The organism is Paraburkholderia sp. LEh10 (assembly GCF_017814945.1).
Lineage (GTDB): Bacteria > Pseudomonadota > Gammaproteobacteria > Burkholderiales > Burkholderiaceae > Paraburkholderia.
The window spans coordinates 13,514-35,691 of the sequence record NZ_JAGIPX010000007.1 but is presented as its reverse complement, the minus strand read 5'-3'; the positions used below and the strand labels follow the sequence as shown (position 1 = coordinate 35,691).

At 62.9% G+C, this 22,178-nt stretch carries 22 protein-coding genes and 1 tRNA gene; 16 read left to right on the top strand and 7 right to left on the bottom strand.

From position 1 onward, the window contains the following. Positions 1–32: 32 nt before the first annotated feature. The gene (locus J8I87_RS07815) at positions 33–1,592 is read left to right on the top strand and encodes a SulP family inorganic anion transporter (RefSeq protein WP_209930876.1); all 1,560 of its coding nucleotides are present in this window, start codon (positions 33–35) and stop codon (positions 1,590–1,592) included. Positions 1,593–1,913: 321 nt separating this feature from the next. Here the strand turns inward: J8I87_RS07815 and J8I87_RS07810 are convergent, their stop codons facing one another. Next, the gene (locus J8I87_RS07810; RefSeq protein ID WP_209930875.1) at positions 1,914–2,198 is read right to left on the bottom strand and encodes a hypothetical protein; all 285 of its coding nucleotides are present in this window, start codon (positions 2,196–2,198) and stop codon (positions 1,914–1,916) included. A gap of 381 nt (positions 2,199–2,579) precedes the next feature. On the opposite strand from J8I87_RS07810, the gene J8I87_RS07805 reads away from it, so the two are divergent. The 3 genes from J8I87_RS07805 (at position 2,580) to J8I87_RS07795 (ending at position 4,329) form a co-directional block, all read left to right on the top strand. Next, on the top strand, positions 2,580–2,771 hold the full coding sequence (locus J8I87_RS07805) for a hypothetical protein (RefSeq protein WP_209930874.1): 192 nt from the start codon (positions 2,580–2,582) through the stop codon (positions 2,769–2,771). 224 nt (positions 2,772–2,995) lie between these two features. Then, positions 2,996–3,187, top strand: coding sequence for a hypothetical protein (locus J8I87_RS07800; protein ID WP_209931028.1), 192 nt, complete (start codon positions 2,996–2,998; stop codon positions 3,185–3,187). A 104-nt stretch (positions 3,188–3,291) separates the two neighbouring features. Continuing rightward, complete coding sequence (locus J8I87_RS07795) at positions 3,292–4,329, top strand: S1C family serine protease (RefSeq protein WP_209930873.1); 1,038 nt, start codon at positions 3,292–3,294, stop codon at positions 4,327–4,329. Here J8I87_RS07795 and J8I87_RS07790 read toward each other — a convergent pair. Continuing rightward, the gene (locus tag J8I87_RS07790) at positions 4,326–6,698 is read right to left on the bottom strand and encodes a DNA polymerase II (protein WP_209930872.1); all 2,373 of its coding nucleotides are present in this window, start codon (positions 6,696–6,698) and stop codon (positions 4,326–4,328) included. The genes J8I87_RS07795 and J8I87_RS07790 overlap by 4 nt on opposite strands. 228 nt (positions 6,699–6,926) lie before the next feature. Between J8I87_RS07790 and ahpC the strand changes: the two genes are divergently transcribed. Together ahpC and ahpF are read left to right on the top strand one after the other, a co-directional pair. Then, entirely contained in the window at positions 6,927–7,490 is a 564-nt protein-coding gene (gene ahpC, locus J8I87_RS07785) for an alkyl hydroperoxide reductase subunit C (protein WP_209930871.1), read from the top strand. A 194-nt stretch (positions 7,491–7,684) separates the two neighbouring features. Continuing rightward, a complete protein-coding gene (gene ahpF, locus J8I87_RS07780; RefSeq protein WP_209930870.1) occupies positions 7,685–9,277 on the top strand; it encodes an alkyl hydroperoxide reductase subunit F in 1,593 nt (530 codons plus the stop codon). A gap of 66 nt (positions 9,278–9,343) precedes the next feature. Here the strand turns inward: ahpF and J8I87_RS07775 are convergent, their stop codons facing one another. Then, complete coding sequence (locus J8I87_RS07775) at positions 9,344–9,796, bottom strand: hypothetical protein (protein WP_209930869.1); 453 nt, start codon at positions 9,794–9,796, stop codon at positions 9,344–9,346. Between the two features lie 85 nt (positions 9,797–9,881). Between J8I87_RS07775 and J8I87_RS07770 the strand changes: the two genes are divergently transcribed. Both J8I87_RS07770 and J8I87_RS07765 read left to right on the top strand, forming a co-directional pair. Continuing rightward, complete coding sequence (locus J8I87_RS07770; RefSeq protein WP_209931027.1) at positions 9,882–10,094, top strand: DUF3079 domain-containing protein; 213 nt, start codon at positions 9,882–9,884, stop codon at positions 10,092–10,094. 262 nt (positions 10,095–10,356) lie between these two features. Continuing rightward, on the top strand, positions 10,357–11,556 hold the full coding sequence (locus J8I87_RS07765) for a branched-chain amino acid ABC transporter substrate-binding protein (protein ID WP_209930868.1): 1,200 nt from the start codon (positions 10,357–10,359) through the stop codon (positions 11,554–11,556). Positions 11,557–11,560: 4 nt separating this feature from the next. Here J8I87_RS07765 and J8I87_RS07760 read toward each other — a convergent pair whose 3' ends face one another. From J8I87_RS07760 to J8I87_RS07750, 3 genes are all read right to left on the bottom strand, one after another. Next, positions 11,561–12,004, bottom strand: coding sequence for a hypothetical protein (locus tag J8I87_RS07760; protein ID WP_209930867.1), 444 nt, complete (start codon positions 12,002–12,004; stop codon positions 11,561–11,563). Further along, entirely contained in the window at positions 12,001–12,426 is a 426-nt protein-coding gene (locus J8I87_RS07755) for a septal ring lytic transglycosylase RlpA family protein (protein ID WP_409518728.1), read from the bottom strand. Before J8I87_RS07755 ends, J8I87_RS07760 begins: the two co-directional genes overlap by 4 nt. 298 nt (positions 12,427–12,724) lie before the next feature. Continuing rightward, positions 12,725–13,225 carry an OmpA family protein gene (locus J8I87_RS07750; protein WP_209930866.1) on the bottom strand — a complete coding sequence of 167 codons (501 nt, stop codon included), beginning with the start codon at positions 13,223–13,225 and terminating at the stop codon, positions 12,725–12,727. Between the two features lie 349 nt (positions 13,226–13,574). Between J8I87_RS07750 and J8I87_RS07745 the strand changes: the two genes are divergently transcribed. The 6 genes from J8I87_RS07745 to cyoD all read left to right on the top strand — a co-directional run bounded on the left by J8I87_RS07745 (position 13,575) and on the right by cyoD (position 18,355). Beyond that, entirely contained in the window at positions 13,575–13,979 is a 405-nt protein-coding gene (locus J8I87_RS07745) for a DUF3597 domain-containing protein (RefSeq protein ID WP_209930865.1), read from the top strand. A 10-nt stretch (positions 13,980–13,989) separates the two neighbouring features. Then, on the top strand, positions 13,990–14,193 hold the full coding sequence (locus tag J8I87_RS07740) for a hypothetical protein (RefSeq protein WP_209930864.1): 204 nt from the start codon (positions 13,990–13,992) through the stop codon (positions 14,191–14,193). A 284-nt stretch (positions 14,194–14,477) separates the two neighbouring features. Further along, positions 14,478–15,383 (top strand): ubiquinol oxidase subunit II, encoded by a 906-nt coding sequence (cyoA, locus tag J8I87_RS07735; RefSeq protein ID WP_209930863.1) that lies wholly within the window; start codon positions 14,478–14,480, stop codon positions 15,381–15,383. A gap of 3 nt (positions 15,384–15,386) precedes the next feature. Continuing rightward, on the top strand, positions 15,387–17,399 hold the full coding sequence (cyoB, locus tag J8I87_RS07730; protein ID WP_209930862.1) for a cytochrome o ubiquinol oxidase subunit I: 2,013 nt from the start codon (positions 15,387–15,389) through the stop codon (positions 17,397–17,399). Further along, complete coding sequence (gene cyoC / locus J8I87_RS07725) at positions 17,399–18,013, top strand: cytochrome o ubiquinol oxidase subunit III (RefSeq protein WP_245253778.1); 615 nt, start codon at positions 17,399–17,401, stop codon at positions 18,011–18,013. Before cyoB ends, cyoC begins: the two co-directional genes overlap by 1 nt. Beyond that, positions 18,014–18,355 (top strand): cytochrome o ubiquinol oxidase subunit IV, encoded by a 342-nt coding sequence (gene cyoD, locus J8I87_RS07720; RefSeq protein WP_209930861.1) that lies wholly within the window; start codon positions 18,014–18,016, stop codon positions 18,353–18,355. Between the two features lie 208 nt (positions 18,356–18,563). Here cyoD and J8I87_RS07715 read toward each other — a convergent pair. Beyond that, positions 18,564–18,640 (bottom strand) — tRNA-Val (locus J8I87_RS07715). A gap of 212 nt (positions 18,641–18,852) precedes the next feature. On the opposite strand from J8I87_RS07715, the gene J8I87_RS07710 reads away from it, so the two are divergent. Both J8I87_RS07710 and J8I87_RS07705 read left to right on the top strand, forming a co-directional pair. Further along, positions 18,853–20,208, top strand: a complete 1,356-nt coding sequence (locus tag J8I87_RS07710) for a TAXI family TRAP transporter solute-binding subunit (protein WP_209930860.1) — start codon at positions 18,853–18,855, stop codon at positions 20,206–20,208. Between the two features lie 592 nt (positions 20,209–20,800). Next, positions 20,801–22,129 (top strand): sorbosone dehydrogenase family protein, encoded by a 1,329-nt coding sequence (locus J8I87_RS07705; RefSeq protein WP_209930859.1) that lies wholly within the window; start codon positions 20,801–20,803, stop codon positions 22,127–22,129. The last annotated feature ends 49 nt before the right edge of the window (positions 22,130–22,178 follow it).

Genomic DNA, 22,178 nt, shown 5'->3' with positions numbered 1-22,178 from the left:
CCGGCATGGCTCAACTCGACCTTGCGAATCCTATGCACACTCCTTCTGTTTCCCGTCTATCGGCTTTGCGCAGCGACGTCTTTGCCGGCGTCGTCGTGTTTCTGGTCGCGCTGCCGCTTTGCCTCGGCATCGCCACGGCTTCGGGTGTCGAGCCGTTCGCGGGCCTCGTGTCCGGTATCGTCGGCGGGCTGGTCGTCGCGCTTCTGAGCGGCTCGCATCTGAGCGTGAGCGGCCCCGCGGCGGGGCTCGTCGTGATCGTCGTGTCGGCGATTGCATCGCTTGGCAGCTTCTCCGCGTTTCTCGCCGCCGTGCTGATCGCGGGCGCGTTGCAGATCGGCTTCGGCCTGCTGCGCGCGGGGCGGCTCGCGAGCTTCGTGCCCGTCGCCGTCATCAAGGGCATGCTGGCTTCGATCGGCATCATGCTGATCGTCAAGCAGCTTCCGCTGGGCGTGGGGCTCGTGAGCGGCGCGGATGCAAACGCCGCGCATGCCGCGACGTTGCCGACGCCGTTCGGCGACATCTCACTCGTATCGACGCTGCTGGCCGTCGTGTCCGTCGTGCTGCTGTTCGCGTGGGAGACGCCGCGCGCGAAGCGCTACGCGATCGTGCGCATGCTGCCGGGACCGCTCGCCGCTGTCACGCTCGGGATCGGCGCGACGCTCGCGCTCGAGATGTTCGCGCCCGCCGTGGCGCTGCCTGTCGAGCATCGCGTGTCGCTGGTGTCGCTCGATTCGTTCGCTGCGCTCGCAAGCGCGATCTCGATGCCCGACTTCACGCAGCTCGTCGACGCCGACGTGTGGCGCGTGGCGCTGACGCTCGCGGTGGTCGCAAGCCTCGAAACGCTGCTGAGCCTTGAAGCCGTCGAGCAGATCGATCCCAGGCGCCGGCGCGCGTCGCCCGATCGCGAGCTGAAGGCGCAGGGCGTCGGCAATATCGTGGCGGCCGTGCTGGGCGGCCTGCCGCTGACGTCTGTGATCGTGCGCAGCTCGGCGAACGTGCATGCGGGCGCGCAGACGCGCATGTCGGCCGTGATCCACGGCGCTCTGCTGCTCGCGAGCGTATTTGCGCTGACGGCCGTGCTGAACCTGATTCCGCTCGCGTGTCTCGCGGCGATCCTGATTCACACGGGCTACAAGCTCGCGAAACCGGCGTTGTTCGCGGCGATGGCGCGCGAAGGCGTCGATCGGTTCGTGCCGTTCGCGGCGACGATCGCGGGGGTGCTTGCGACGGATCTGCTGATCGGGATCGGCATCGGCATCGCGACGAGCGCGCTGCTCGCAATGCGCGCGAACCTGTCGCGCACCTTCACGCTGACACGCCACGACGATCACTTCCTGCTCGTGCTGCGTAAGGACGCGACATTTCTGTCGAAGCCGATGCTCGTACATTGTCTCGCGCAGATTCCGGACAACGCGACCGTGCTGATCGACGCGGAGCGCGCGGATTTCATCGACAGGGATATTCGCGACACGCTGGATGCGTTCGTGATGGAAGCGCCGCGGCGGCAGATCACCGTTGAGCGTCTGCGCTGGCCTGAGCCGGCGGCGCAGGAAGGGCGGGCGTTGCTGCCGTCGCTGCGCGCGACCGGCTAGCAGGGGAAAGCGGCGCGGGCGAAGGATGGCTGCCGGGCTCTCGCCGCGCGAGGAAAGGGGACGCGCCGCACGGAGTGCGGCGGCCCTGGCACGACCGGGAACCGCGTCACTCGGCGATCGAGTAGCGCGAAGCGCGCGAAGGGCTCATCGGTCGGGCCTTGACGGGCCGCGCCACGCGCGGACTCGCGCCTCGGATGAACAGAACCGCGCACAAGGCCACCATGGCCCAGATGCAAAAAAAGACGGTCAAAGCGCTCATTTCCAATTCCAATCAGTCGGTGCTGCGTTTGCGTACGGCCTGCCCCGTCGCGACGGGGCCCGTCAATGCGTGGTGTGGCTGTCCTCGCCGTCAAACAGAAGCTCGTCGATCAGGCGCGTGGTCAGCGCAAGCTGCTTTTCCAGCGACGCGCGGGCCAGTTCCGCGCTCGCCGCGTCGCCGCGCGCCACGGCGGCATGCGTCTGGGTGGCGAGGCGCAGCACGGTATCGGACGCCAGTTGCAGGCCGCGCATCAGATCCGCCTCGGGGATTCCCCGCGCATCGCTCCATTCGGACACTTCCGGCGCCCCGGGTTCGAACTGACGGCTTCTTTCGTAACGGGAAGACATTTCAAGCTCCTCAGTGCACTGGCACGACTGCAGTGTGCGCTTCGGGACTTTTTTTCAATCGGTCGAACAGAGGCGGATTTCCGATTCATACCGCTGACATCGAAACCTGCTGCCGAATCGGCGGGCGAGTTGTCTGCTTCCCCGAAGCGCCGCTGCGCCCGCAGACACCTGCCGTTTCTTTCCGACCCCGGCGAATAGTAAGCAACTGTTAGCGCGCGGTCAGCACGTGAACGCCCTGGGTTGCGCGGGACCCTTTTTTGCGAGGCAAGCGGCGCCTATCGACGGCTGCTCATGCGTATTGAGCAGTAATGCCCGGTCACAAGTGTTCACGGACACTTTCTGTAGCGTCTGCTCAAATGGCAGAAGAGAAGGAGAACGACGATGAAAAAACTTCTGACGCTGGCAGCCGTCGTCACGGCGACGATGGGTTTGGGAGGCTGCGTGGTCGCGCCGCCGTATGGTTATGGGTACGCCCCGGCTTATGGCTACGCGCCCGGGTACTACGCGGGACCATCCGTAAGCGTGGGCGTTGGCTATAGCTGTTGCTGGGGTCACGGCGGCTGGCATCGATAATCGCAGCCGGCGCCGTTGCCGCTGGATCAGGAGCCGGGCAGCGCATCGTCCGGCATTTTCGTGTCGGTGCCGCATGCGGGCAGCGTTCGGCGGCGCACGTTGCGCAAGCGTCGGCACGGCGCGGGCGCCGCGACTGAGGTACGATCATGGGACGGAATGCGCTTCGATGCGGTGCGTTCCTGCCGCAACGGCTTTGCAACATCACCTACGTTCTCACACCTGGCATGGACTACCGCGTTACCTACGAACACAGCCTCGCCACCGCTCCCGACGAGTTCATTGTCAATGTGCCGTCGCAACTGGTGTCGGATGTTCCGTCGAACATTCCGAAGGCGCTGCTGCCCGAAGTCATCGAGAAGCTGATCCTCGAACGCTCGCCGCGCATGGGCCGCATCCGCAATCTGAAGCTCATCTGACGCGTACCATACCCGTCGGCGGCCCGCCAGACGCGCCAGCCGCCTCGCTTGAAAACGGCTTGCCTGCCCTGCATCTGCGGCTCTCGCTTATCGGGAGCAATTTCATGGGAAGCCGTCCCCGTTTTGTCGACGATCTGTCGGGCGCGCAGCCCGGCGCCGCTGTCCCCGGATCGTCCAACGACGACGCACTCCTCGACACCTATTCGCGCACCGTCATCGATGCGCTCGAAAGGGTGCGCGCGGCCGTCGTCTTCATCACCGTCGAGCGCCGGATGCCGGGCGCGCCGCAGCGCCATGCGCGCGCGGGCACCGGCTCGGGTTTCATCTTCACGCCCGACGGCTATCTGCTGACCAACAGCCATGTCGTGCACGGCGCAACGCATATCCGCGTGCAGCTTGCGGACGGCACGAAATTCGACGCCGATCTGGTCGGCGACGATCCGCACAGCGACCTCGCGGTGCTGCGCATCGGCTCGGCGGAGCCGCTGCCGCACGTCGCGCTCGGTGAATCGGGCAAGCTGCGCGTCGGCCAGATCGCAATTGCAGTGGGCAACCCGCTCGGCCTGGAGCAGACGGTCACCGCGGGTGTTGTCTCCGCACTCGGCCGGTCGCTGCGTTCGAATTCGGGCCGCATGATCTACGACGTGATCCAGACAGATGCCGCGCTCAACCCGGGTAATTCGGGCGGTCCGCTGATCAATTCGGCGGGGCAGGTGATCGGCGTGAACACGGCGATCATTCCAGGCGCGCAGTCGATCAGCTTCGCGACGGCGATCGATACGGCCAAGTGGGTCATCATGCAGATCTTCGCGCATGGCCGGGTGCGGCGTGCATATATCGGCGTCGCGGGTACGACGATGGCGCTGCCGCGGCGCGTGCAGCGTTATTTCAACCTCGAATCGGAGAGCGGCCTGCGCAGCGGCGTGCGCGTGATGGAGATCGTCAAGGGCAGCCCGGCGGCGTTGGGCGGGCTGCGCACCGACGATACGATCGTCGCGATCGACGAGCAGATCGTCGATGGCGTCGATACGCTGCAGCGCGCGCTGGATGAGTCGAAGATCGATCGTGCGGTGAATGTCAGCGTGCTGCGCGGGACGCAGCGGGTTGAGTTGCGGGTGGTGCCGGTGGAGCAGACCGTTTAAAACAACTGCCGCTGCCCCGACGCAAGCGTCGCGAAGTCATCGCGCAGCAACGGCAAAATCGCATCAGCAACAGGCTGAAGCTGGCGCGTCAGGTAATGCTCGTAATCGATGTCAGAGCGCAGCGTCTCCAGCGGCTCGGGCCCGCCGCTCGTCATCACATAGCTGATCCACCCGCCGTTCTGATACTGCAGCGGCCGGCCGCGCTGCCGGTTGAACTCATCGGCGGTGCGCGCCGCGCGCACGTGCGGCGGCACATTGCGCTCGTAGTCCGACAGCGGCCGGCGCAGCCGCTTGCGGTACACGAGCAGCTCGTCGAACTCGCCTGCGAGCGTACGCCGCACGTAATCGCGCACATAGTCGCGATACGGCTGCTGTTTGAAAATGCGCAAATATAGTTCTTGCTGAAAGCGTTGTGCGAGCGGCGTCCAGTCCGTGCGCACCGTTTCGAGCCCTTTGTAGACCACCTCTTCGCTGCCATCGGACAGCACCGTCAAGCCTGCATAACGCTTCTTGCTGCCTTCCTCCGCGCCGCGCACAGTCGGCATGAAAAAGCGCCTGTAATGCCGCTCGAACTGCAATTCGAGCGCGCTCTCCAGACCGAAACGCTCGCGCAGATGCTCGCGCCACCACGCGTTGATCTTGCCGACGAGCTCGCGACCGATGCGCGCCGCGTCGTCCTCGTCATGCGCGTGCCTGAGCCACACAAAGGTCGAATCGGTGTCGCCGTAGATCACCTCGAAGCCGCTCGCTTCAATGAGCTCGCGCGTGCGATGCATGATCTCGTGGCCGCGCATCGTGATCGACGACGCGAGGCGCGGATCGAAGAACCGGCAGCCCGTCGAGCCGAGCACGCCGTAGAACGCGTTCATGATGATCTTCAGCGCCTGCGACAGTGGCTTGTTGTTGTCGCGCTTCGCCGCTTCGCGTCCTTCCCACACCTGCGCGACGATGGCAGGCAGACAGTGGCGCGCGCGAGAGAAGCGCGCGCCGAGAAAACCCGGCACGGAATGCGCGTCGTCGGGATCGCGCACGCCGTCGATCAGGCCGACGGGATCGATCAGAAACGTGCGGATAATCGACGGATACAGGCTCTTGTAGTCGAGCACGAGCACGGAATCGTAGAGGCCGGGCCGCGAATCCATCACGAAGCCGCCCGGGCTCGCCGCGCCCGCGACGTCGCCGAGATTCGGCGCGACGTAGCCGAGCCGATGCATGCGCGGCATGTACAGATGCGTGAACGCAGCGACCGATCCGCCGCTGCGGTCGGCGGGCAGCCCCGTGACGGTCGCGCGTTCGAGCAGGAACGGCAGCAGCTCCGTCTTCGCAAAGATGCGCGTGACGAGCTCGCAGTCCTTCAGGTTGTAGCGGGCGAGCGCGGGCTTGTCTTCGTCGAAGCGGCGCTGGATTTCATCCATCCGCTGATACGGATTGTCGATCGACTTGCCCTCGCCCAGCACCGTCTGCGACACGTATTCGAGGCTGAACGACGGGAAGCTCCACGTCGCGGAGCGCAGCGCCTCGATACCGTCGATGATCAGTCGCCCTGCCGCGCCCGCAAAAAAGTGATTCTGCTTGAGGCCATGCTCGCGCCATTCCATCACGGCGCCGCCGCGTCCGATGCGCAGCGGCACGCCATGCTTTTCCGCTGTCTCGTGCAGCACCTTCAGGTCGAACTGCACGAGATTCCAGCCGATGATCGCATCGGGATCATGCTTGTCCAGCCAGCCGACCAGCCGCTCGATCAGTTGCGCGCGGGTGTCGCAGTATTCGAGCGCGAAGTCGACGCCGGACGCGTCGCCGTTTTCGGGCCCGAGCATATACACCTGACGCTGCCCGCATCCTTCGAGCGCAATCGAATACAACTCGGCGTGCGCGCTGGTTTCGATGTCGAGCGATACGAGTTTGAGCGTCGGCCGGTAACCGCTTGCGGGCTTCATGTCGGCGTTCAGCAGCGGGCCGTTGCCGTCGGGATTCGCGTCGCCGCCGAACAGCACGGGCGCCGTGATGAAGCGCTCCATCATGTACCGCTCGGGCGGAAAAACGTCAGCTTCGTAGACATCGACGCCGCCTTGCCTCAGCCGCTTTTCGATGCCGGTGAGCTGCCGGTACTGCGGGCAATACACACCCAGCACCCGCCGATGATGGAAGTCGTACAGATCGAGCGGCCGCAGCTCGACGTTTTTCTCCCGGCGCAGCACGTCTTCCGCGCGCTCGCGCTGCGCGGCGGGGATGAACGCGACGTTCGGCTGTGGGCGCAGGCGGATATGGCGCGGGCCGTCGCCCGTCGCAAGCCAGAACTCGACCTCCGTTCCGGCGGCCGTATCACGCCAATGGCGAGTGAGAAGAAACCCCTGTTGAAGCTCGCTCAAGCTGAACCCTTGCTGAAAACCGTACGCAAACATTTTTTGCAGCAATTCTACCCGTCCCGGAAGAGGGGCGCCCGGCGCGCTTTCCCTTGTGCGGCGGGCGTTTGCGCGTAGCGATAGAAAACGCAAATTGATTTGATCTAGATAATCAAATTTACCTAATTCGTCGCGTTCTTCATACTTCAATCCATCGCAGCACCCAACCCAACTCAACCGAAGAGGACGTATCAGATGCCGATCATTAACAGCCAGGTCAAACCGTTTAAGGCCACCGCATACCACAACGGCGATTTCGTGACCGTCACCGACGAGAGCTTCAAGGGCAAGTGGTCCGTCGTCGTGTTCTACCCGGCCGACTTCACGTTCGTGTGCCCGACTGAATTGGGCGATCTGGCGGACCGCTACGAAGAGTTCAAGAAAATCGGCGTTGAAATTTATAGCGTGTCGACGGATACGCACTTCACGCACAAGGCCTGGCACGATACGTCGGACACGATCGAGAAGATCAAGTATCCGATGATCGCCGACCCGACGCTCGCGATCTCGCGCAACTTCGACGTTCTGATCGAAGAAGAAGGTCTGGCGCTGCGCGGCACGTTCGTGATCAACCCGGAAGGCGAGATCAAGCTGTGCGAAATCCACGACAACGGCATCGGCCGTGACGCAGGCGAGCTGCTGCGCAAAGTGCAGGCCGCGCAATACATCGCGGCGCATCCGGGTGAAGTCTGCCCCGCCAAGTGGACGCCGGGCGCTGAAACGCTGACCCCGTCGCTGGACCTCGTCGGCAAGATCTAAGCCGCCGCCGCCGGCCCGCTGGAAGCCATACGCTACTTGCTGTAACCCTGCCTTGAGCGGCGCCGCACCATGCGGCGCCGCGTGAGGCAGTCCGCAAGGCCGCGCCTTGCGAATTGCCTTACCGCGCCACGCTCGCTGGAACGCAACGCGCGAATCGAACAGTCAATCCCATCTCGCCACGGACCCGAAACACCATGCTCGACGCGAATCTGAAAACACAACTCAAAGCCTACCTCGAGAAAGTCAGCCGTCCCATCGAGATCGTCGCCTCGCTCGATGACACCGCGAAGTCGCAGGAACTGCTCGCGCTTCTGAACGACATTGCGTCGCTGTCGGATCGCGTGAGCGTGATCGAGCGCCGCGGCGACGACGAGCGCAAGCCGTCGTTTTCGATCGGCGAGCCGGGCAAGCCTGCCGGCATCCGCTTCGCGGGCATTCCGATGGGCCATGAATTCACGTCGCTGGTGCTGGCGCTGCTGCAAACGGGCGGCCATCCGATCAAGCTCGACGATGCCGTGATCCAGCAGATTCGCGAGCTTGACGGCGACTATGCGTTCGAAACGTACTTTTCGCTGTCGTGCCAGAACTGCCCGGAAGTCGTGCAGGCGCTGAACATCATGGCGCTGATCAATCCGCGCATTCGCCACGTCGCGATCGACGGCGCGCTGTTCCAGAACGAAGTCGAGGCGCGCCAGATCATGGCCGTGCCGACGATGTTCCTGAACGGCGAAGTGTTCGGCCAGGGCCGCAGCGGCGTGAAGGAGATCCTCGCAAAGCTCGACACCAACGCCGGCGCGCGCGCCGCGAAGGAACTGGAGAAGAAGCCGGTGTTCGACGTGCTGATCGTCGGCGGCGGGCCTGCTGGCGCGGCGGCTGCGATCTACTCGGCGCGCAAGGGCATTGCGACGGGTGTCGTCGCGGAACGCTTCGGTGGCCAGGTGCTCGACACGCTTGCGATCGAAAATTTCGTCTCGGTGCAGGAAACGGAAGGGCCGAAGTTCGCGACGGCGCTCGAGCAGCACGTGAAGAGCTACGAAGTCGACGTGATGGACGTGCAGCGCGCCGAAGCGCTGATTCCCGGCAAGATCAACGAAGTGCGCCTCGCGAGCGGCGCGGTGCTGAAGGCGAAGACGATCGTGCTGGCGACGGGCGCGCGCTGGCGGGAGATCAACGTGCCGGGCGAGCGCGAGTACCGCAATCATGGCGTCGCATACTGCCCGCACTGCGATGGTCCCCTCTTCAAGGGTAAGCGCGTCGCCGTGATCGGCGGCGGTAACTCGGGCGTCGAGGCGGCGATCGATCTCGCCGGTATCGTGAATCACGTGACGCTGATCGAATTCGGCGAGACGCTGCGCGCCGACGAAGTGCTGCAACGCAAGCTACGCAGCCTCGCGAACGTGACGGTCATCACGCAGGGGCAGACGACGGAAATCACGGGCGACGGCAAGAAAGTCAACGGGTTGACATACACGGACCGCGTGTCGGGCGAGTCGAAGCGCGTCGAGCTCGAAGGCGTGTTCGTGCAGATCGGCCTCGTGCCGAACACCGAATGGCTGAAGGGCACGGTCGAGCTGTCGAAGCACGGCGAGATCGTCGTCGATGCGAAGGGCGCGACGTCGGTGCCGGGCGTGTTCGCCGCCGGCGACGTCACGACGGTGCCGTTCAAGCAGATCGTGATCGCCGTGGGCGAGGGCGCGAAGGCATCGCTGGCCGCGTTCGATCACCTGATCCGCACGAGCGTCGAAGATGTGGAAGACGCGCAGGCGGCGGAACTGGCCGAAGCCTGATCGCTTCGGGCGCCGCTGCAAACAAACGGGCTAGCTTCGGCTAGCCCGTTGCCGTTGGTACTGCGTTTATTTGCTGGCGACGTCGGCCGATGCCTTCTTCGACTTCGCGACGGCCTTCCTGTGGTGATGCTGGAGTCGGGCCGGTTTCTGTTCGGCCTTCTCGACGGCGGCGTCGGCGTCCTGCCGGACGGCGGGTTGAGCCTGGACGTCGCGCGCGTGCTGTTCGATCTTCGCTGCGACTTCAGCGTCGTGGGTCATCACGATGCCGTTGCTGGACGATTGTGCCGATGCGATGCCCGTCAGGGCCGACAAAGAAACGAGCAGGGCGACAGAGATTTTTTTCATGATTGTTTTGGCTTCCGTTGATAGGTGAGTTGAATGCTTGCGCGTGCTGTGTGCCGGACGCGGGGTCCGGCCGCGCGCACCCGATTGTCCATCGGATGGTGGGTGACAGGCGTCAAACTGTGTCAAGGCATAGGCAATAAGAGCGTGCCGCCGGTAGCCGTGGAAAAATGTCACATTGGCATGTTTCGCATGCGGCGACTAGCATGATGGAGTTGACGCGGCCCATCTGCGATGGCCGGCCTATATGACTGAACGCGACATGGCGAAGAGATTTCCGTTGCATCCGAAGCACCCCGAGCGAATTTGCTGGGGATGTGATCATTACTGCACCGCCGATTCCATGCGATGCGGCAATGGGTCCGGCCGGACTCAACACCCGGTCGAGTTGCTTGACGACGACTGGTACACAGTGGGCGACTGGGGAATCGAGGTCCCCGAAGCAAGGGCAGCACTACCAGGCGTCGCGCTATAGATTGCGTTGCTGACGCCATCGGGCGGGTCATCACTCGCCTGTCAAGCCATATACCGTTCAACGCGAGCGCAACGCGGGTGAACCTCACCTCGGCTGTTGAGCGTCGGCTTCGCGGCTCATCTTTCCGGTAAGCGCATTGACGAATAATTACAGTGCGGAGCGATTCCCTATGCTAACGTTTTTAATAATTAATTCGGAATGCAAATATAAAAAACGCTGTGGTAAGCCGCATTCCAATGGGAATTCAAAGAGGAGAACGCCGTTGAACAATCTGGCAAAACTGACGCTGGTCAGCATTTCATTGACAAGCCTCGTGCTGACGGGCTGCAACAGGAAGGAACAGCCATCGCAATCCGACGCGCAAGCCAATGGCGACGCAGCCGAAGAGGTCGTGAAGATCGGTCACGCGGGTCCGCTGACGGGCGGCAGCGCCCATCTCGGCAAGGACAACGAAAACGGCGCGCGGCTCGCCGTGGAAGAAATCAACAAGGCGGGGCTTGAGATCGGCGGCCGCAAGGTGCGCCTCGAACTGGACGGCGAGGACGATGGCGCCGATCCCAAAGCGGGCACGCAGATCGCACAGAAGTTCGTCGACGAGCATGTGGTGGCGGTGATCGGTCATCTGAACTCGGGCGTGTCGATTCCCGCCTCCCGCATTTACAATGACGCCGGAATCGTCGAGATTTCGCCGTCGTCGACCAACCCCGACTACACGAAACAAGGCTACAAAAGCACGTATCGCGTCGTCGCGACGGACGCGCAGCAGGGACCCGCGTTGGGCGGCTACGCCCTCAAGTCGCTGAACGCGAAGTCTATTGCCGTCGTTGACGACGCGACCGCGTACGGAAAAGGTCTCGCCGACGAATTCGCCAAAGCCGTGCAGGCGGGCGGCGGCCACATCGTCGCGCGCGAGGCGACGACCGACAAGGCCACCGATTTCCGCGCCATTCTCACCACGATCAAGAGCGCACATCCGGACGTGGTGATGTTCGGCGGAATGGATTCGACCGTCGGTCCGTTCATTCGCCAGGCGGCCGCGCTCGGATTGAATGCGAAGGTGATGAGCGGCGACGGGGCATGCACCGAGAAAGTAGCGGAGTTGGCGGGTGACGCAGTGAACAATCTGATTTGTTCTGAGGCGAGCTTGGCCATCGCGCGGATGCCGAAGGGTCTGGAGTTCGAGAAGCGCTTCGAAGCACGCTTCAATGGCCCGATTCTGTTCAATGCGCCGTTCGCTTACGACGCCGTCTACGTCGTCGCCGACGCGATGAAGCGGGCTCACTCCACGGACGCTGCGAAGGTACTCGAAGCGATGCCCGCGACGGACTACAACGGCGTCATCGGCCATGTCGCATTCGATGCGCATGGTGACATGAAGGAAGGCGCGATCACGCTCTATCACTATCAGGATAAGAAGAAGACGCTTCTCGATGTCGTGAGGTTCGGCGACCGGTCGGCGTGAAGGTTTACGAGTTGTCCCGCGGCCCGTGCGGCTTCTGTCTGTTGGAAGCCGCGCTGCCATTGACCGACTTTCCGTTGACGCCGCTTGCTTCCTTGCCGATCTGAGACGGGTTGACGCCGCCGAGCATCAACTGTTCGGCTGACCAGCGATAGAAAATATCAGGACGACGCGTCTTCTTGCTCTTGCGGCGGTTCCTATGCGCCGCCGGCCGGCTTTTCGGCTTCGTGCTGCCTTCTGCGGAAGGCTTCCGAAGCGCGATGACGGCGCTGGTCGGCACGGGCACGATAATGCGCGGCTTCAAGTCGCTATGAGCCGCGAATGCGTCAGCGGAGAAGGGAATGAGCGTGCATCCCGCCATCACGACACTGAGGCGGAAGCGGCGGCTGTCCAGCCAGCGCCGGATACGCCGCATCGAGCGCGCATGCAAATGCGACGTCGCGCGGATCAAGATTCCGGTCCGTCAGTCTCTGTCTTTCCACCCGTCGATGCTTCGAGCCGCTCGATCTGTACGCGCATCGACGGCGCGCGCGTCAATCCCAATGTATGCGCTGCTGCGTAAGACAGATCGATGATGCGATTCTTCACGAACGGGCCGCGGTCGTTGATGCGAACCACGACTGACTTCGCGGTCGCCAGCGAAGTGACGCGCACGTAAGTGCCAAGCGGAAGGGTGCGATGAGCGGCCGTCAGCGCGCGGCCGTCGAAGTGTTCTCCGCTCGCGGTTCGGCGTCCCTGGAACTTTGCTGCGTACCATGACGCGTTGCCCGATTCCAGCGCTCTACGGGCGGATCGGAACATGCTTGCGGCGGGCGTTGCGCTCGCGTCGCCCGCCGTAACGTTCGAGGCAGCGAATGCTTGCGGCGATTCCACGACGGCTCTCGCCACATTCGACGCCTGATGTTCGGCCGGAATCTGCGCACAGGCAGTGAACAGGGCGAAAATTCCCAGTATTCCAAAATGACGAAGGGATAGCACGATAAGCGACGAGTCTGGACAGGAGCGAGTTCTAACGGTCTCGAAAAATTAGCGTTGACATCGGGCGTTCGCCGTCTAGCGTTTTTGACGGTTCTTTACGCATCCGCCAACCAATGCGAAACACACCTGCGATAAAGAACGAAAAGCAGGCGCCGGCGACTCCGCGCGGCGTCTGCCGAAACGCGATGTTGCGTTACTTGCCCATCACAGCTTCGAGCGATTCGCCCCTGACGACGATCTCGGTGCGGCGATTGCGCGCACGGCCTTCGGCCGTGGTGTTGTCCGCGACAGGACGATCGAACGCGAAGCCCTTCAGCGTGATCCGTGATGCGTTGATGCCGCGATGTTCCAGTTCATCTGCAACCGATTTCGCGCGCGCCTCAGACAATGTCTGGTTGTATTCGCGTGTTCCCACGTTGTCCGTATGACCTTCGACGATCATTGGCTTTTGCGTGCGGCTCAACACGACGACGACGCGGCTGATAGCCGGACCAGAGTCGGAACGCAGACCCGATTCGTTGAAGTTGAACAGAACTTTCTCGGGCAGGCGGACCTGCACGCCGTCCTTAACTTGCGTGACCTCGATGCCCGCTTTCTGGTTCAGCGCTTCTTCTTTCTGGCGATCGAGCCCTGAGCAGGCGGCGAGCATTGACAGGGATACGGCGCAGGCGGCGACGGTGAACAGTTTTTTCATGATTGTGGTGTCTTGGTAGGAGAGGTTTGAATGGTCTTTCACGAGCGACAGCCGATTCGTCGTGTGCCAGACGAAAAGTGAAGACAGGCGCTCCCGCCCAAGATTCTTTATCGAATAGAAGTTACAAGCTAATCAGGAATGCGTATTTTGCAAAATTTGACGGGAAGGTGTCGTATCCATGCGCTGGAGTGCAAACAAGCGTGAAACTTGCGGCACAGAACAGACGATGGTCAACGGTTCATATCAGGCGGCGTTAGTCGGGAACGGCGCCGTCCTGTTTCCGGAGGTTCGGCATGGTGACCGCGCTGTGCAGCATCTTTCAATTCACCTGAAAGGAAGGACCAGCAATATGAGCATCTTTGGAACCATCGTCAGCAAGATCTTCGGCAAGGCCAAGCCCGCCGAAACGCTGTCCGCCGAGCCCGTCGCGCCCGCGCCGGCGGCCGCCGACGCGCCCGCCAACGAAGCGAGCGCGCCCGTTTCGACGGCACTCGTCGACGTCGATGTCGCGGCAGTCATGGATCAGCTCGCGGCCGCAAACGCGCAACAGCTGGACTGGCGCCGCTCGATCGTCGACCTGATGAAGCTGCTCGACGTCGACAGCAGCCTCGATCACCGCAAGCAGCTCGCCGGTGAACTGAAGTACGGCGGCGACATGAACGATTCTGCTTCGATGAACATCTGGCTGCACAAGCAGCTGATGACGGCGCTCGCAGCCAACGGCGGCAAGCTGCCCGCCGATCTGACGAACTGAGGGAGCCACGATGAGCATTCTGGATACGTTGGGCGAGATCGCGGGCGCGGCGGCTGCCGTCGAGGCACTGGAGAAGGCGGACCCGAACGCGTCGCTGCTGGCGAAGGGCGTGGCCGCCGTGGCGGGGTTCAAGGGCGCGGAAGCACTCGAAGAACTGATCGACCGCAAGAAGCAGAACGACGCGGGCGACACGCAGGAAGGGCAGCAAGCATAGTCGTTGCAGTCGTCGTTGCCGCCCGGGTTTGCGGAACTCGGGCGGCCCAGAACCGGGCCGACAACTGGCCCGTAACCCGCCGACAACTCGCCAGCAGTCGACCCCGCAGTCGGGCATGTGACATCCCGCCGCACACCTATCACCATCCTTCCTGCCGTGTCCTTGACGGAGATCAGGACTGCGATCACAGCGCGTCCCTAGAATCGCGGAGCACATAGGACTTGTGCACTTTGCCTTGCAAACCCCACACGTGCAAAGCGTGGTTCAACGATTATTGGGCAAACATGTCAGTCAAAAGAACTTTACTATCGAGAGGTTGCCTCGGCGCTGTCGGCCTGGGTCTCGCCGCGTGTCTTACGGGATGTCAACTCGAGGTGCTCGACCCGAAAGGCAGCGTCGGGGTCGCCGAGAAGTCGCTGATCGCAACGGCGACCTGGGCGATGCTGATCGTCGTCATTCCCGTCATTCTGTTGACGCTGTTCTTTGCGTGGCGCTACCGCGCGTCGAACAGGAACGCGGCCTACGCGCCGAAGTGGGCGCACTCCACCGCGATCGAAGTGGTCGTGTGGACGATACCCGCGCTGATCATCCTGTTTCTCGCCGTCCTGACGTGGAAAACCACGCACGAGCTCGATCCCTACCGGCCGCTCGAATCGAACGTCAAGCCGATCGATGTCGAGGTCGTGGCGCTCGACTGGAAATGGCTTTTCATCTACCCGGATCTCGGCATCGCGTCGGTGAACCAGTTGGCGATGCCTGTTGGCACGCCCGTCAATTTCCACATCACGTCGGACTCGGTGATGAACTCGTTCTTCATCCCGCAACTGGGTACGCAGGTCTACGCAATGGCGGGCATGCAGACGCGCGTGCATCTGATCGCGGACGAGCCGGGCGATTACGCGGGCGTGTCAGCGAACTTCAGCGGCAAGGGCTTTTCGGACATGAAGTTCCGCACCCTCGCCGTTAGCCAGGTCGACTTCGACGGCTGGGTGCAGAAGGTCAAGGCGTCGCAGGACCGGCTCGACATGGACCGCTACTACTCGGTCGCGAAGCCGAGCGAGAAAGAGCCCGTGCGCTATTTCTCTTCGGTCGATCCGAAGCTCTTTGGCAACGTCATTGCGAAATACAACAGCGGTCATGTCGTCGATTTCCGTGACGCCAACTGCATCACGAACGCTTCGAAGGAGTAACGCATGTTCGGCAACCTGACATTAGAGGCGATTCCGTTCGACCAGCCGATCATCATGGGCGCGGGCGCCGTGATGGGGCTGATCGTTCTGGCCGTCGCCGTATTCCTGACGCGCGCGCACAAGTGGCGGTGGCTTTGGACCGAATGGCTCACATCGGTCGATCACAAGCGAATCGGCGTGATGTATATCGTCGTGGCCGTGCTGATGCTGCTGCGCGGCTTCGCCGACGCCGTGATGATGCGACTGCAGCTCGCGCTTGCGAGCGGCGGCGCGGCAGGCTATCTGCCGCCGCATCACTACGACCAGATCTTCACCGCGCACGGCGTCATCATGATTTTCTTCATGGCGATGGCATTGATGGTGGGTCTGTTCAACATTGTCGTGCCGTTGCAAATCGGCGCGCGCGACGTCGCGTTCCCGTTCCTGAACTCGTTGTCGTTCTGGATGACGGCGATCAGCGCGATCCTGATGAACATTTCGCTCGTGATCGGCGAGTTCGCGCAGGTGGGCTGGCTCGCGTATCCGCCGCTGTCCGAGTTGCAGTTCAGTCCGGGCGTGGGCGTCGATTACTACATCTGGGCGCTGGAGTTGTCGGGCGTCGGCACGCTGATTACGGCGATCAACTTCTTCGTCACGATCGTGAAGATGCGCGCGCCCGGCATGACGCTGATGAAGATGCCCGTGTTTACGTGGACGGCGTTGTGCTCGAACGTACTGATCATGGCGACGTTCCCGATCCTGACGGTGGCGCTCGCGCTGCTCGGCCTCGACCGTTACATGGACATGCACTTCTTTACGAACGAAGCCGGCGGCAACGCGATGCTGTATCTGAACCTGATCTGGGCATGGGGACACCCTGAGGTCTACATCCTGGTTCTGCCAGCGTTCGGCATCTATTCGGAAGTGATCTCGACGTTCGCGAAGAAGCCGCTGTTCGGCTACAAGACGATGGTATACGCGTCGTGCGCGATCATGGTGCTGGCGTTCCTCGTGTGGGCGCACCACTTCTTCACGATGGGCTCGGGTGCTGACGTCAATGCGTTCTTCGGCATCGCGACGATGATCATCGCAATTCCGACGGGCGTGAAGATCTTCAACTGGCTGTTCACGATCTATCGCGGACGCCTCGAATTCACGGCACCCGTGCTGTGGACGCTCGGCTTCATGGTCACGTTCACGATCGGCGGCATGACGGGCGTGATGATGGCGATTCCCGGCGCGGACTTCGTGCTGCACAACAGCCTGTTCCTGATCGCGCATTTCCACAACGCGATTATCGGCGGCGTGGTGTTCGGCTATCTGGCCGGCTTTAGCTACTGGTTCCCGAAGGCGTTCGGCTTCAAGTTGAACGACAAGCTCGGCAAGAGCGCATTCTGGTGCTGGTTCGTCGGCTTCTATGTCGCGTTCATGCCGCTCTACGTGCTCGGCTTCATGGGCGCGACGCGCCGTCTGAACCATTACGACAATCCGGCATGGCAGCCGTACATGATCGTCGCGGCATGTGGCGTCGCGCTGATCGCGGTGGGCGTCGTGTTCCAGGTCGTGCAGGTGGTGGTCAGCATCATCAAGCGCAACGAGCCCGAGTATCGCGACACGACGGGCGATCCGTGGGGCGGGCGCACGCTCGAATGGTCGATTTCGTCGCCACCCCCCGTCTATAACTTCGCGACCATTCCCGTCGTCGAGGAACTCGATGCGTTCTCGCACATGAAGGAAACGGGCCGCGGTCTCGGCGTACACGCGGACTACCGCGAGATTCACATGCCGTCGAATACGGGCGCAGGCTTTTTCATCGGCCTGTTCAGCCTCGCACTCGGTTTTGCAGCCGTGTGGCACATCTGGTGGCTCGCGATCGTTTCGATGGTGGCGATTGCGGCGACGGTGATCGGCCGTAGCTTCGGCCGCGACGAGGGTTACTACATTCCCGCCGACGTGGTGCGGGGAATTGAAAACAAAGGCCGCGCACCGCTTCCGAAGCATCTGGAAGCGTCGCCGGCGCTCGCGGAGGTCGAGTGATGCTTCAAAGAGTCCACGCCGCAACTTTGGACGAGGTCGACGGCCACGGCCATCATGGCGAATCGCATTCGGTGTTCGGCTTCTGGTTGTACCTGATGACCGACTGCGTGCTGTTCGCGTCGCTGTTCGCTGTGTTCGCCGTGATGGCGCATCAGTTCAACGCCGGGCCGACGGGCAAGGATCTGTTCGACATTCCAGGTGTTGCCGTCGAAACGGCCGCGCTGCTTCTGAGCAGCATCACATATGGCTTCGCGATGGTCGCCGCGCGCCGGCAAAACACGCGTGCCGTGCTGATGTGGCTCGCGGTCACGTTCGTGCTCGGTATCGTGTTCCTGAAGCTGGAACTGAGCGAGTTTTCCCATCTGATCGCGGAAGGCGCGGGGCCGTCGCGCAGCGCGTTCCTTTCGTCGTTTTTCGTGCTGGTCGGCACACACGGGCTGCATGTGGCGACGGGACTGATATGGATGGCCGTGCTCGCCGTGCAGGTGGCTCGCGCACCCCAACTGACGCAGCGCGAGATCACGCGTCTGACGTGCCTGAGCCTCTTCTGGCACTTCCTCGACGTCGTGTGGATTTGCGTGTTCACTTTTGTCTATCTCGGGAGCGTGCTCTAAATGGCTCACTCGGAATCCCATGCGCTGCCCGCCGAAGCGGGACACGGCGGTATCGGCGGATATGTGGTCGGCTTCGTGCTGGCCGTGGTGCTGACGGCGGCGGCATTCGGCATCGTGATGCAGGGCTGGCTGCCCGCCGCGTCGGCGCCGTTCGCGCTGGCTGCGCTTGCCGTCGTGCAGATCGTCGTGCATCTGGTGTTCTTCCTGCACATGAGCGTGTCGACCTCCGGGCAGCGCTGGAACACGCTCGCGCTCGCGTATACCGTTCTCGCCGCGATGTTCCTGGTGTTCGGTACGGTGTGGGTCATGCATAACGTCAGCATGAACATGATGTCGCGCTGAACAGCGCGAACGCGCATCGAGGCATCGCGCGATCGAGCGCGCTGCCGTCGTAAAAAGAGCCGAAGGACTGAATCGTTCCTCGGCTCTTTTGTTTGGACGCGAATTAGGTGGGTCGCGCCGGAAAGCACGCACCAGTCGCGCGGACCCGGAACGCAAAAAAGCGGCAAGCATCCGATGCTTGCCGCTTTTTTGTACTTCATGTATTCGTTGGTAGGCTCGATTGGACTCGAACCAACGACCCCCACCATGTCAAGGTGGTGCTCTAACCAGCTGAGCTACGAGCCTAGCGAAGGCGCGAATTATAGAGACACAGTTTCGATCGCGCAAGTGCCTGGCGCGATTTCGTGATGGGCGGCAGTTTTACGGGGCCGGCGGGTGCGACGAATGCGGCGCGCAAGGCCGCATTCTCGCGCGGCAGCCTGTTTCCGGGACGCTCCCCAGAAGGGCCTGAGACGGCTACGATGGACGATGGCGCACAACGGAGGCGAGCCCGAATCATGAAAGGTTTTCGTCCGCATACTCCGCGGTTCCTTCGCGCCCACGCGCATACCGTGTGGCGCGATCTGGCGTGGACGTCGCTGCCATTCCTGGTGTTTTTCTCCGTGCTCGTCGTGCTCGTGGTGTGGCTCGTCGATCCCGCGCCGCCGCGCTCCATCACGATCAGCGCCGGGACGCGTGACAGCTCGTTCATGCTGTATGCGCAGGAATATCGAAAGATCCTCGCGCGCAACGGCGTGAAGCTCAACGTGCTGGAGTCGGACGGCTCGGTTCAGAATCTCGCGCGGCTGCTCGACCCGAAACAGAAGGTCGATCTCGCGCTGGTGCAGGGCGGCGTGGCGGACGGACGGGATACGTCGTCGCTGATGTCGCTCGGCAGCGTCTCTTATGTGCCGATGATCGTGTTCTACCGGGGCCGGGGCATGACGCAGCTATCGGACCTCGACGGCAAGCGTATCGCCATCGGCCGCGAGGGCAGCGGCACCCGGATGCTGGCGCTCTCGCTGCTCGAAGCGAACGGCATCATGCCGGGCGGCGACACGACGCTGTTGCCGCTCGATGGACTCGATGCCGCGACGGCGCTCGTCTCCAACCAGGTCGACGCAGCGCTACTGAGCGGCGACTCGACCACGCGCGCGATGATGTTGCGCATGCTCGGCATTCCCGGCATTTCCGTGATGAACTTCGCGGAAGCGAGCGCCTATACGCGCAGATTTCCCTACCTCGACGAACTCGATCTGCCGCCAGGCGTGCTCGACCTGCGCCGCCGGCTCCCGCCCGAGACGGTGCATCTGATCAGCCCGACCGTCGAGCTGGTCGCGCGTTCGAATCTGCATCCCGCCATTTCCGATCTCCTGATCGAGGCAGCGCAGGAAGTGCACGGCATGGCGGGTCTTCTGCAAACGGCGGGGCAGTTCCCGAATCCGACGGTGCACGAATACCGGATCAGCGAAGACGCGACCCGCTACTACAAGTCCGGCAAGAGCTTCCTGTACCGCACGCTCCCGTTCTGGCTCGCGACCGTCATCGACCGTTTGCTGCTGCTGCTACTGCCGCTCGCCGTGCTGCTGTTTCCGACGTTGCGGCTGATTCCGGCGTTGTTCAGCTGGCGCGTGCGCTCGCGGATCTACCGCTATTACGGCTTGCTGATCCGCATCGAGCGCGAGGCGATGCGCGTCGCGTCCGCCGAGGAGCGCGGCAAATTGCTGATGGAGCTCGACAAGATCGAAGCCTCGCTGAACACGTTGCGGATGCCGCTCGCCTATGCCGACGGTTTCTACGTGCTGCGCGAGCACGTGCGGTTCGTGCGGGAGCGGCTCGAAGGCGTGCGTGAGCGCGTGCACGCGCATGAGTAGCGCGAATTGGCGCGCGGTTGGACCGGCGGGGAAAGTCGTGCCGCGTCAGGGAGATGCGTGACGAGTGCTGGCGTTGTCCACAGGGTTACGAACAAAAACTGTGGATAACGGCGGGCACACGCGTGACCCGATTGCGGGTGCACCGTCGGCAAACTGAATCGCGTCAATGACTTGCCGAAGTCTTGCGCAGGATACTCACAGGCTTTCGAACAAAATCTGTGGACAAGCGTGCCTGATTGCCGCTCGCGAGTCGCCACGCCGCGACACGGCCGCACCTCACGCACGGAGATCAATTGCAATCGCATCAACGACTTGCGCATGCCGTGCCCAGGATACTCACAGGCTTGCCAACAAAATCTGTGGACAATAACTCATACGTTCGACGTGCAGCAACGACGCGAAAACCCACGCACCCCCGGCTTCGTTGACGCGCGCCGCGCCGCCGCGAGCAATGCTAGCCGCGTCAACGACTTAGCTGTTCTGCCCCAAGCTTTTCCACAAGCCTCTCAACAAAATCTGTGGATAGTGCGCACCGGGCAAGACGCTTGCTGCCCAAGTATCGTCTGCATCTCATTGCCCCGCCGGAGGCGCCATGCGCGTTCACACCGTGCTGATCGCGATGCTTGTCGTGCCGCTCGCCGCCTGCGCCGCGGCATCGACGGCGCCGGAGGAGGCGAGCTTCGGCCCGTCGCCGACGCTGCCAGCGCCCGACCAGTCACTTGTGCCGACCATCCACGTCGCGTCCGTCGAACCGCGCCCGGCCGGCATGCATCCGATTGCGCCGCCGGGTTTTTCGGTGACGCCGTTCGCAGCGGGTCTGCAGCATCCACGCTGGCTCTATACGCTGCCGAACGGCGACGTGCTGGTGGCCGAGAGCAACACGCCCGAGTCGCACGACAAGGGACGCGGACTCGTCGGCTGGATCACGAAGCAGTTCCAGAAGCGGGCGGGCGCGGGCGTGCCGAGCCCCGACCGCATCGTGCTGCTGCGTGACGCGGATAACGACGGCATCGCCGAAACGCAGAGCGTGTTTATCGAGCGGCTGCATTCGCCGTTCGGCATGGCGCTGATCGGCAATCAACTGTACGTCGCGGATACCGACGCGCTGTTGCGCTTCGACTACGTGACGGGCGAAACCCGCATCGCATCGCAGGGCGCGAAGGTCGCCGATCTGCCCGCTGGTCCGATCAACCATCACTGGACGAAGAACATCCTCGCGAGCCGCGACGGCAGGCGTTTATACATCACCGTCGGTTCGAACAGCAACGCGGGCGAGAACGGTATCGAAGCGGAAGCGGACCGCGCGCGCATCCTCGAATTCGATATTGCGAGCGGCACGATGCGTGCATACGCGACGGGGCTGCGCAATCCGAACGGGATGTCGTGGCAACCGGATACGGGCGTGCTGTGGACGGCGGTGAACGAGCGCGACGAGTTGGGCAACAACCTCGTGCCGGACTACATGACGTCGGTGAAGGACGGCGGGTTCTACGGCTTTCCGTTCAGCTACTACGGACAGCATGTCGATGCGCGCGTGAAGCCGCAGGACGCGAGCCTGGTCGGACGCGCGATTGCGCCCGATTACGCGCTCGGCAATCATACGGCGTCGCTCGGACTGGTGTTCTACGACGGCAAGCTGTTCCCGAACCGCTATCGGGGCGGCGCGTTCGTCGGACAGCATGGCTCGTGGAACAGGAAGCCGTTTGCGGGCTACAAGGTGATCTTCGTGCCGTTTCAGAACGGCCAGCCGTCGGGCGGGCCGGAAGATTTCCTGACCGGGTTTCTGTCGCCGGATGGCCACGCGTTCGGGCGGCCCGTAGGCGTCGCGCTCGATGCGCGCGGCGCGCTGCTGGTGGCCGACGACGTCGGCAACGCAGTGTGGCGAATCGCGCCGGCGACGGGGACGGCGGGCACGAAGTAATCGGCGGTTGTCGCCGTTACACATGATGCGTTGCCCGAGACAGCTTAAA

Bases quoted from the DNA above. Each gene is read 5' to 3' on its own strand.
- J8I87_RS07705 (WP_209930859.1), top strand. From the start codon at position 20,801: ATGCGCGTTCACACCGTGCTGATCGCGATGCTTGTCGTGCCGCTCGCC.
- J8I87_RS07810 (WP_209930875.1), bottom strand. From the start codon at position 2,198: ATGTCTTCCCGTTACGAAAGAAGCCGTCAGTTCGAACCCGGGGCGCCG.
- J8I87_RS07740 (WP_209930864.1), top strand. From the start codon at position 13,990: ATGAGCATTCTGGATACGTTGGGCGAGATCGCGGGCGCGGCGGCTGCC.
- J8I87_RS07815 (WP_209930876.1), top strand. From the start codon at position 33: ATGCACACTCCTTCTGTTTCCCGTCTATCGGCTTTGCGCAGCGACGTC.
- cyoB (WP_209930862.1), top strand. From the start codon at position 15,387: ATGTTCGGCAACCTGACATTAGAGGCGATTCCGTTCGACCAGCCGATC.
- J8I87_RS07800 (WP_209931028.1), top strand. From the start codon at position 2,996: ATGGACTACCGCGTTACCTACGAACACAGCCTCGCCACCGCTCCCGAC.
- J8I87_RS07745 (WP_209930865.1), top strand. From the start codon at position 13,575: ATGAGCATCTTTGGAACCATCGTCAGCAAGATCTTCGGCAAGGCCAAG.
- J8I87_RS07750 (WP_209930866.1), bottom strand. From the start codon at position 13,225: ATGAAAAAACTGTTCACCGTCGCCGCCTGCGCCGTATCCCTGTCAATG.
- J8I87_RS07805 (WP_209930874.1), top strand. From the start codon at position 2,580: ATGAAAAAACTTCTGACGCTGGCAGCCGTCGTCACGGCGACGATGGGT.
- cyoD (WP_209930861.1), top strand. From the start codon at position 18,014: ATGGCTCACTCGGAATCCCATGCGCTGCCCGCCGAAGCGGGACACGGC.
- ahpF (WP_209930870.1), top strand. From the start codon at position 7,685: ATGCTCGACGCGAATCTGAAAACACAACTCAAAGCCTACCTCGAGAAA.
- cyoC (WP_245253778.1), top strand. From the start codon at position 17,399: ATGCTTCAAAGAGTCCACGCCGCAACTTTGGACGAGGTCGACGGCCAC.
- J8I87_RS07710 (WP_209930860.1), top strand. From the start codon at position 18,853: ATGAAAGGTTTTCGTCCGCATACTCCGCGGTTCCTTCGCGCCCACGCG.
- J8I87_RS07795 (WP_209930873.1), top strand. From the start codon at position 3,292: ATGGGAAGCCGTCCCCGTTTTGTCGACGATCTGTCGGGCGCGCAGCCC.
- J8I87_RS07770 (WP_209931027.1), top strand. From the start codon at position 9,882: ATGGCGAAGAGATTTCCGTTGCATCCGAAGCACCCCGAGCGAATTTGC.
- ahpC (WP_209930871.1), top strand. From the start codon at position 6,927: ATGCCGATCATTAACAGCCAGGTCAAACCGTTTAAGGCCACCGCATAC.
- cyoA (WP_209930863.1), top strand. From the start codon at position 14,478: ATGTCAGTCAAAAGAACTTTACTATCGAGAGGTTGCCTCGGCGCTGTC.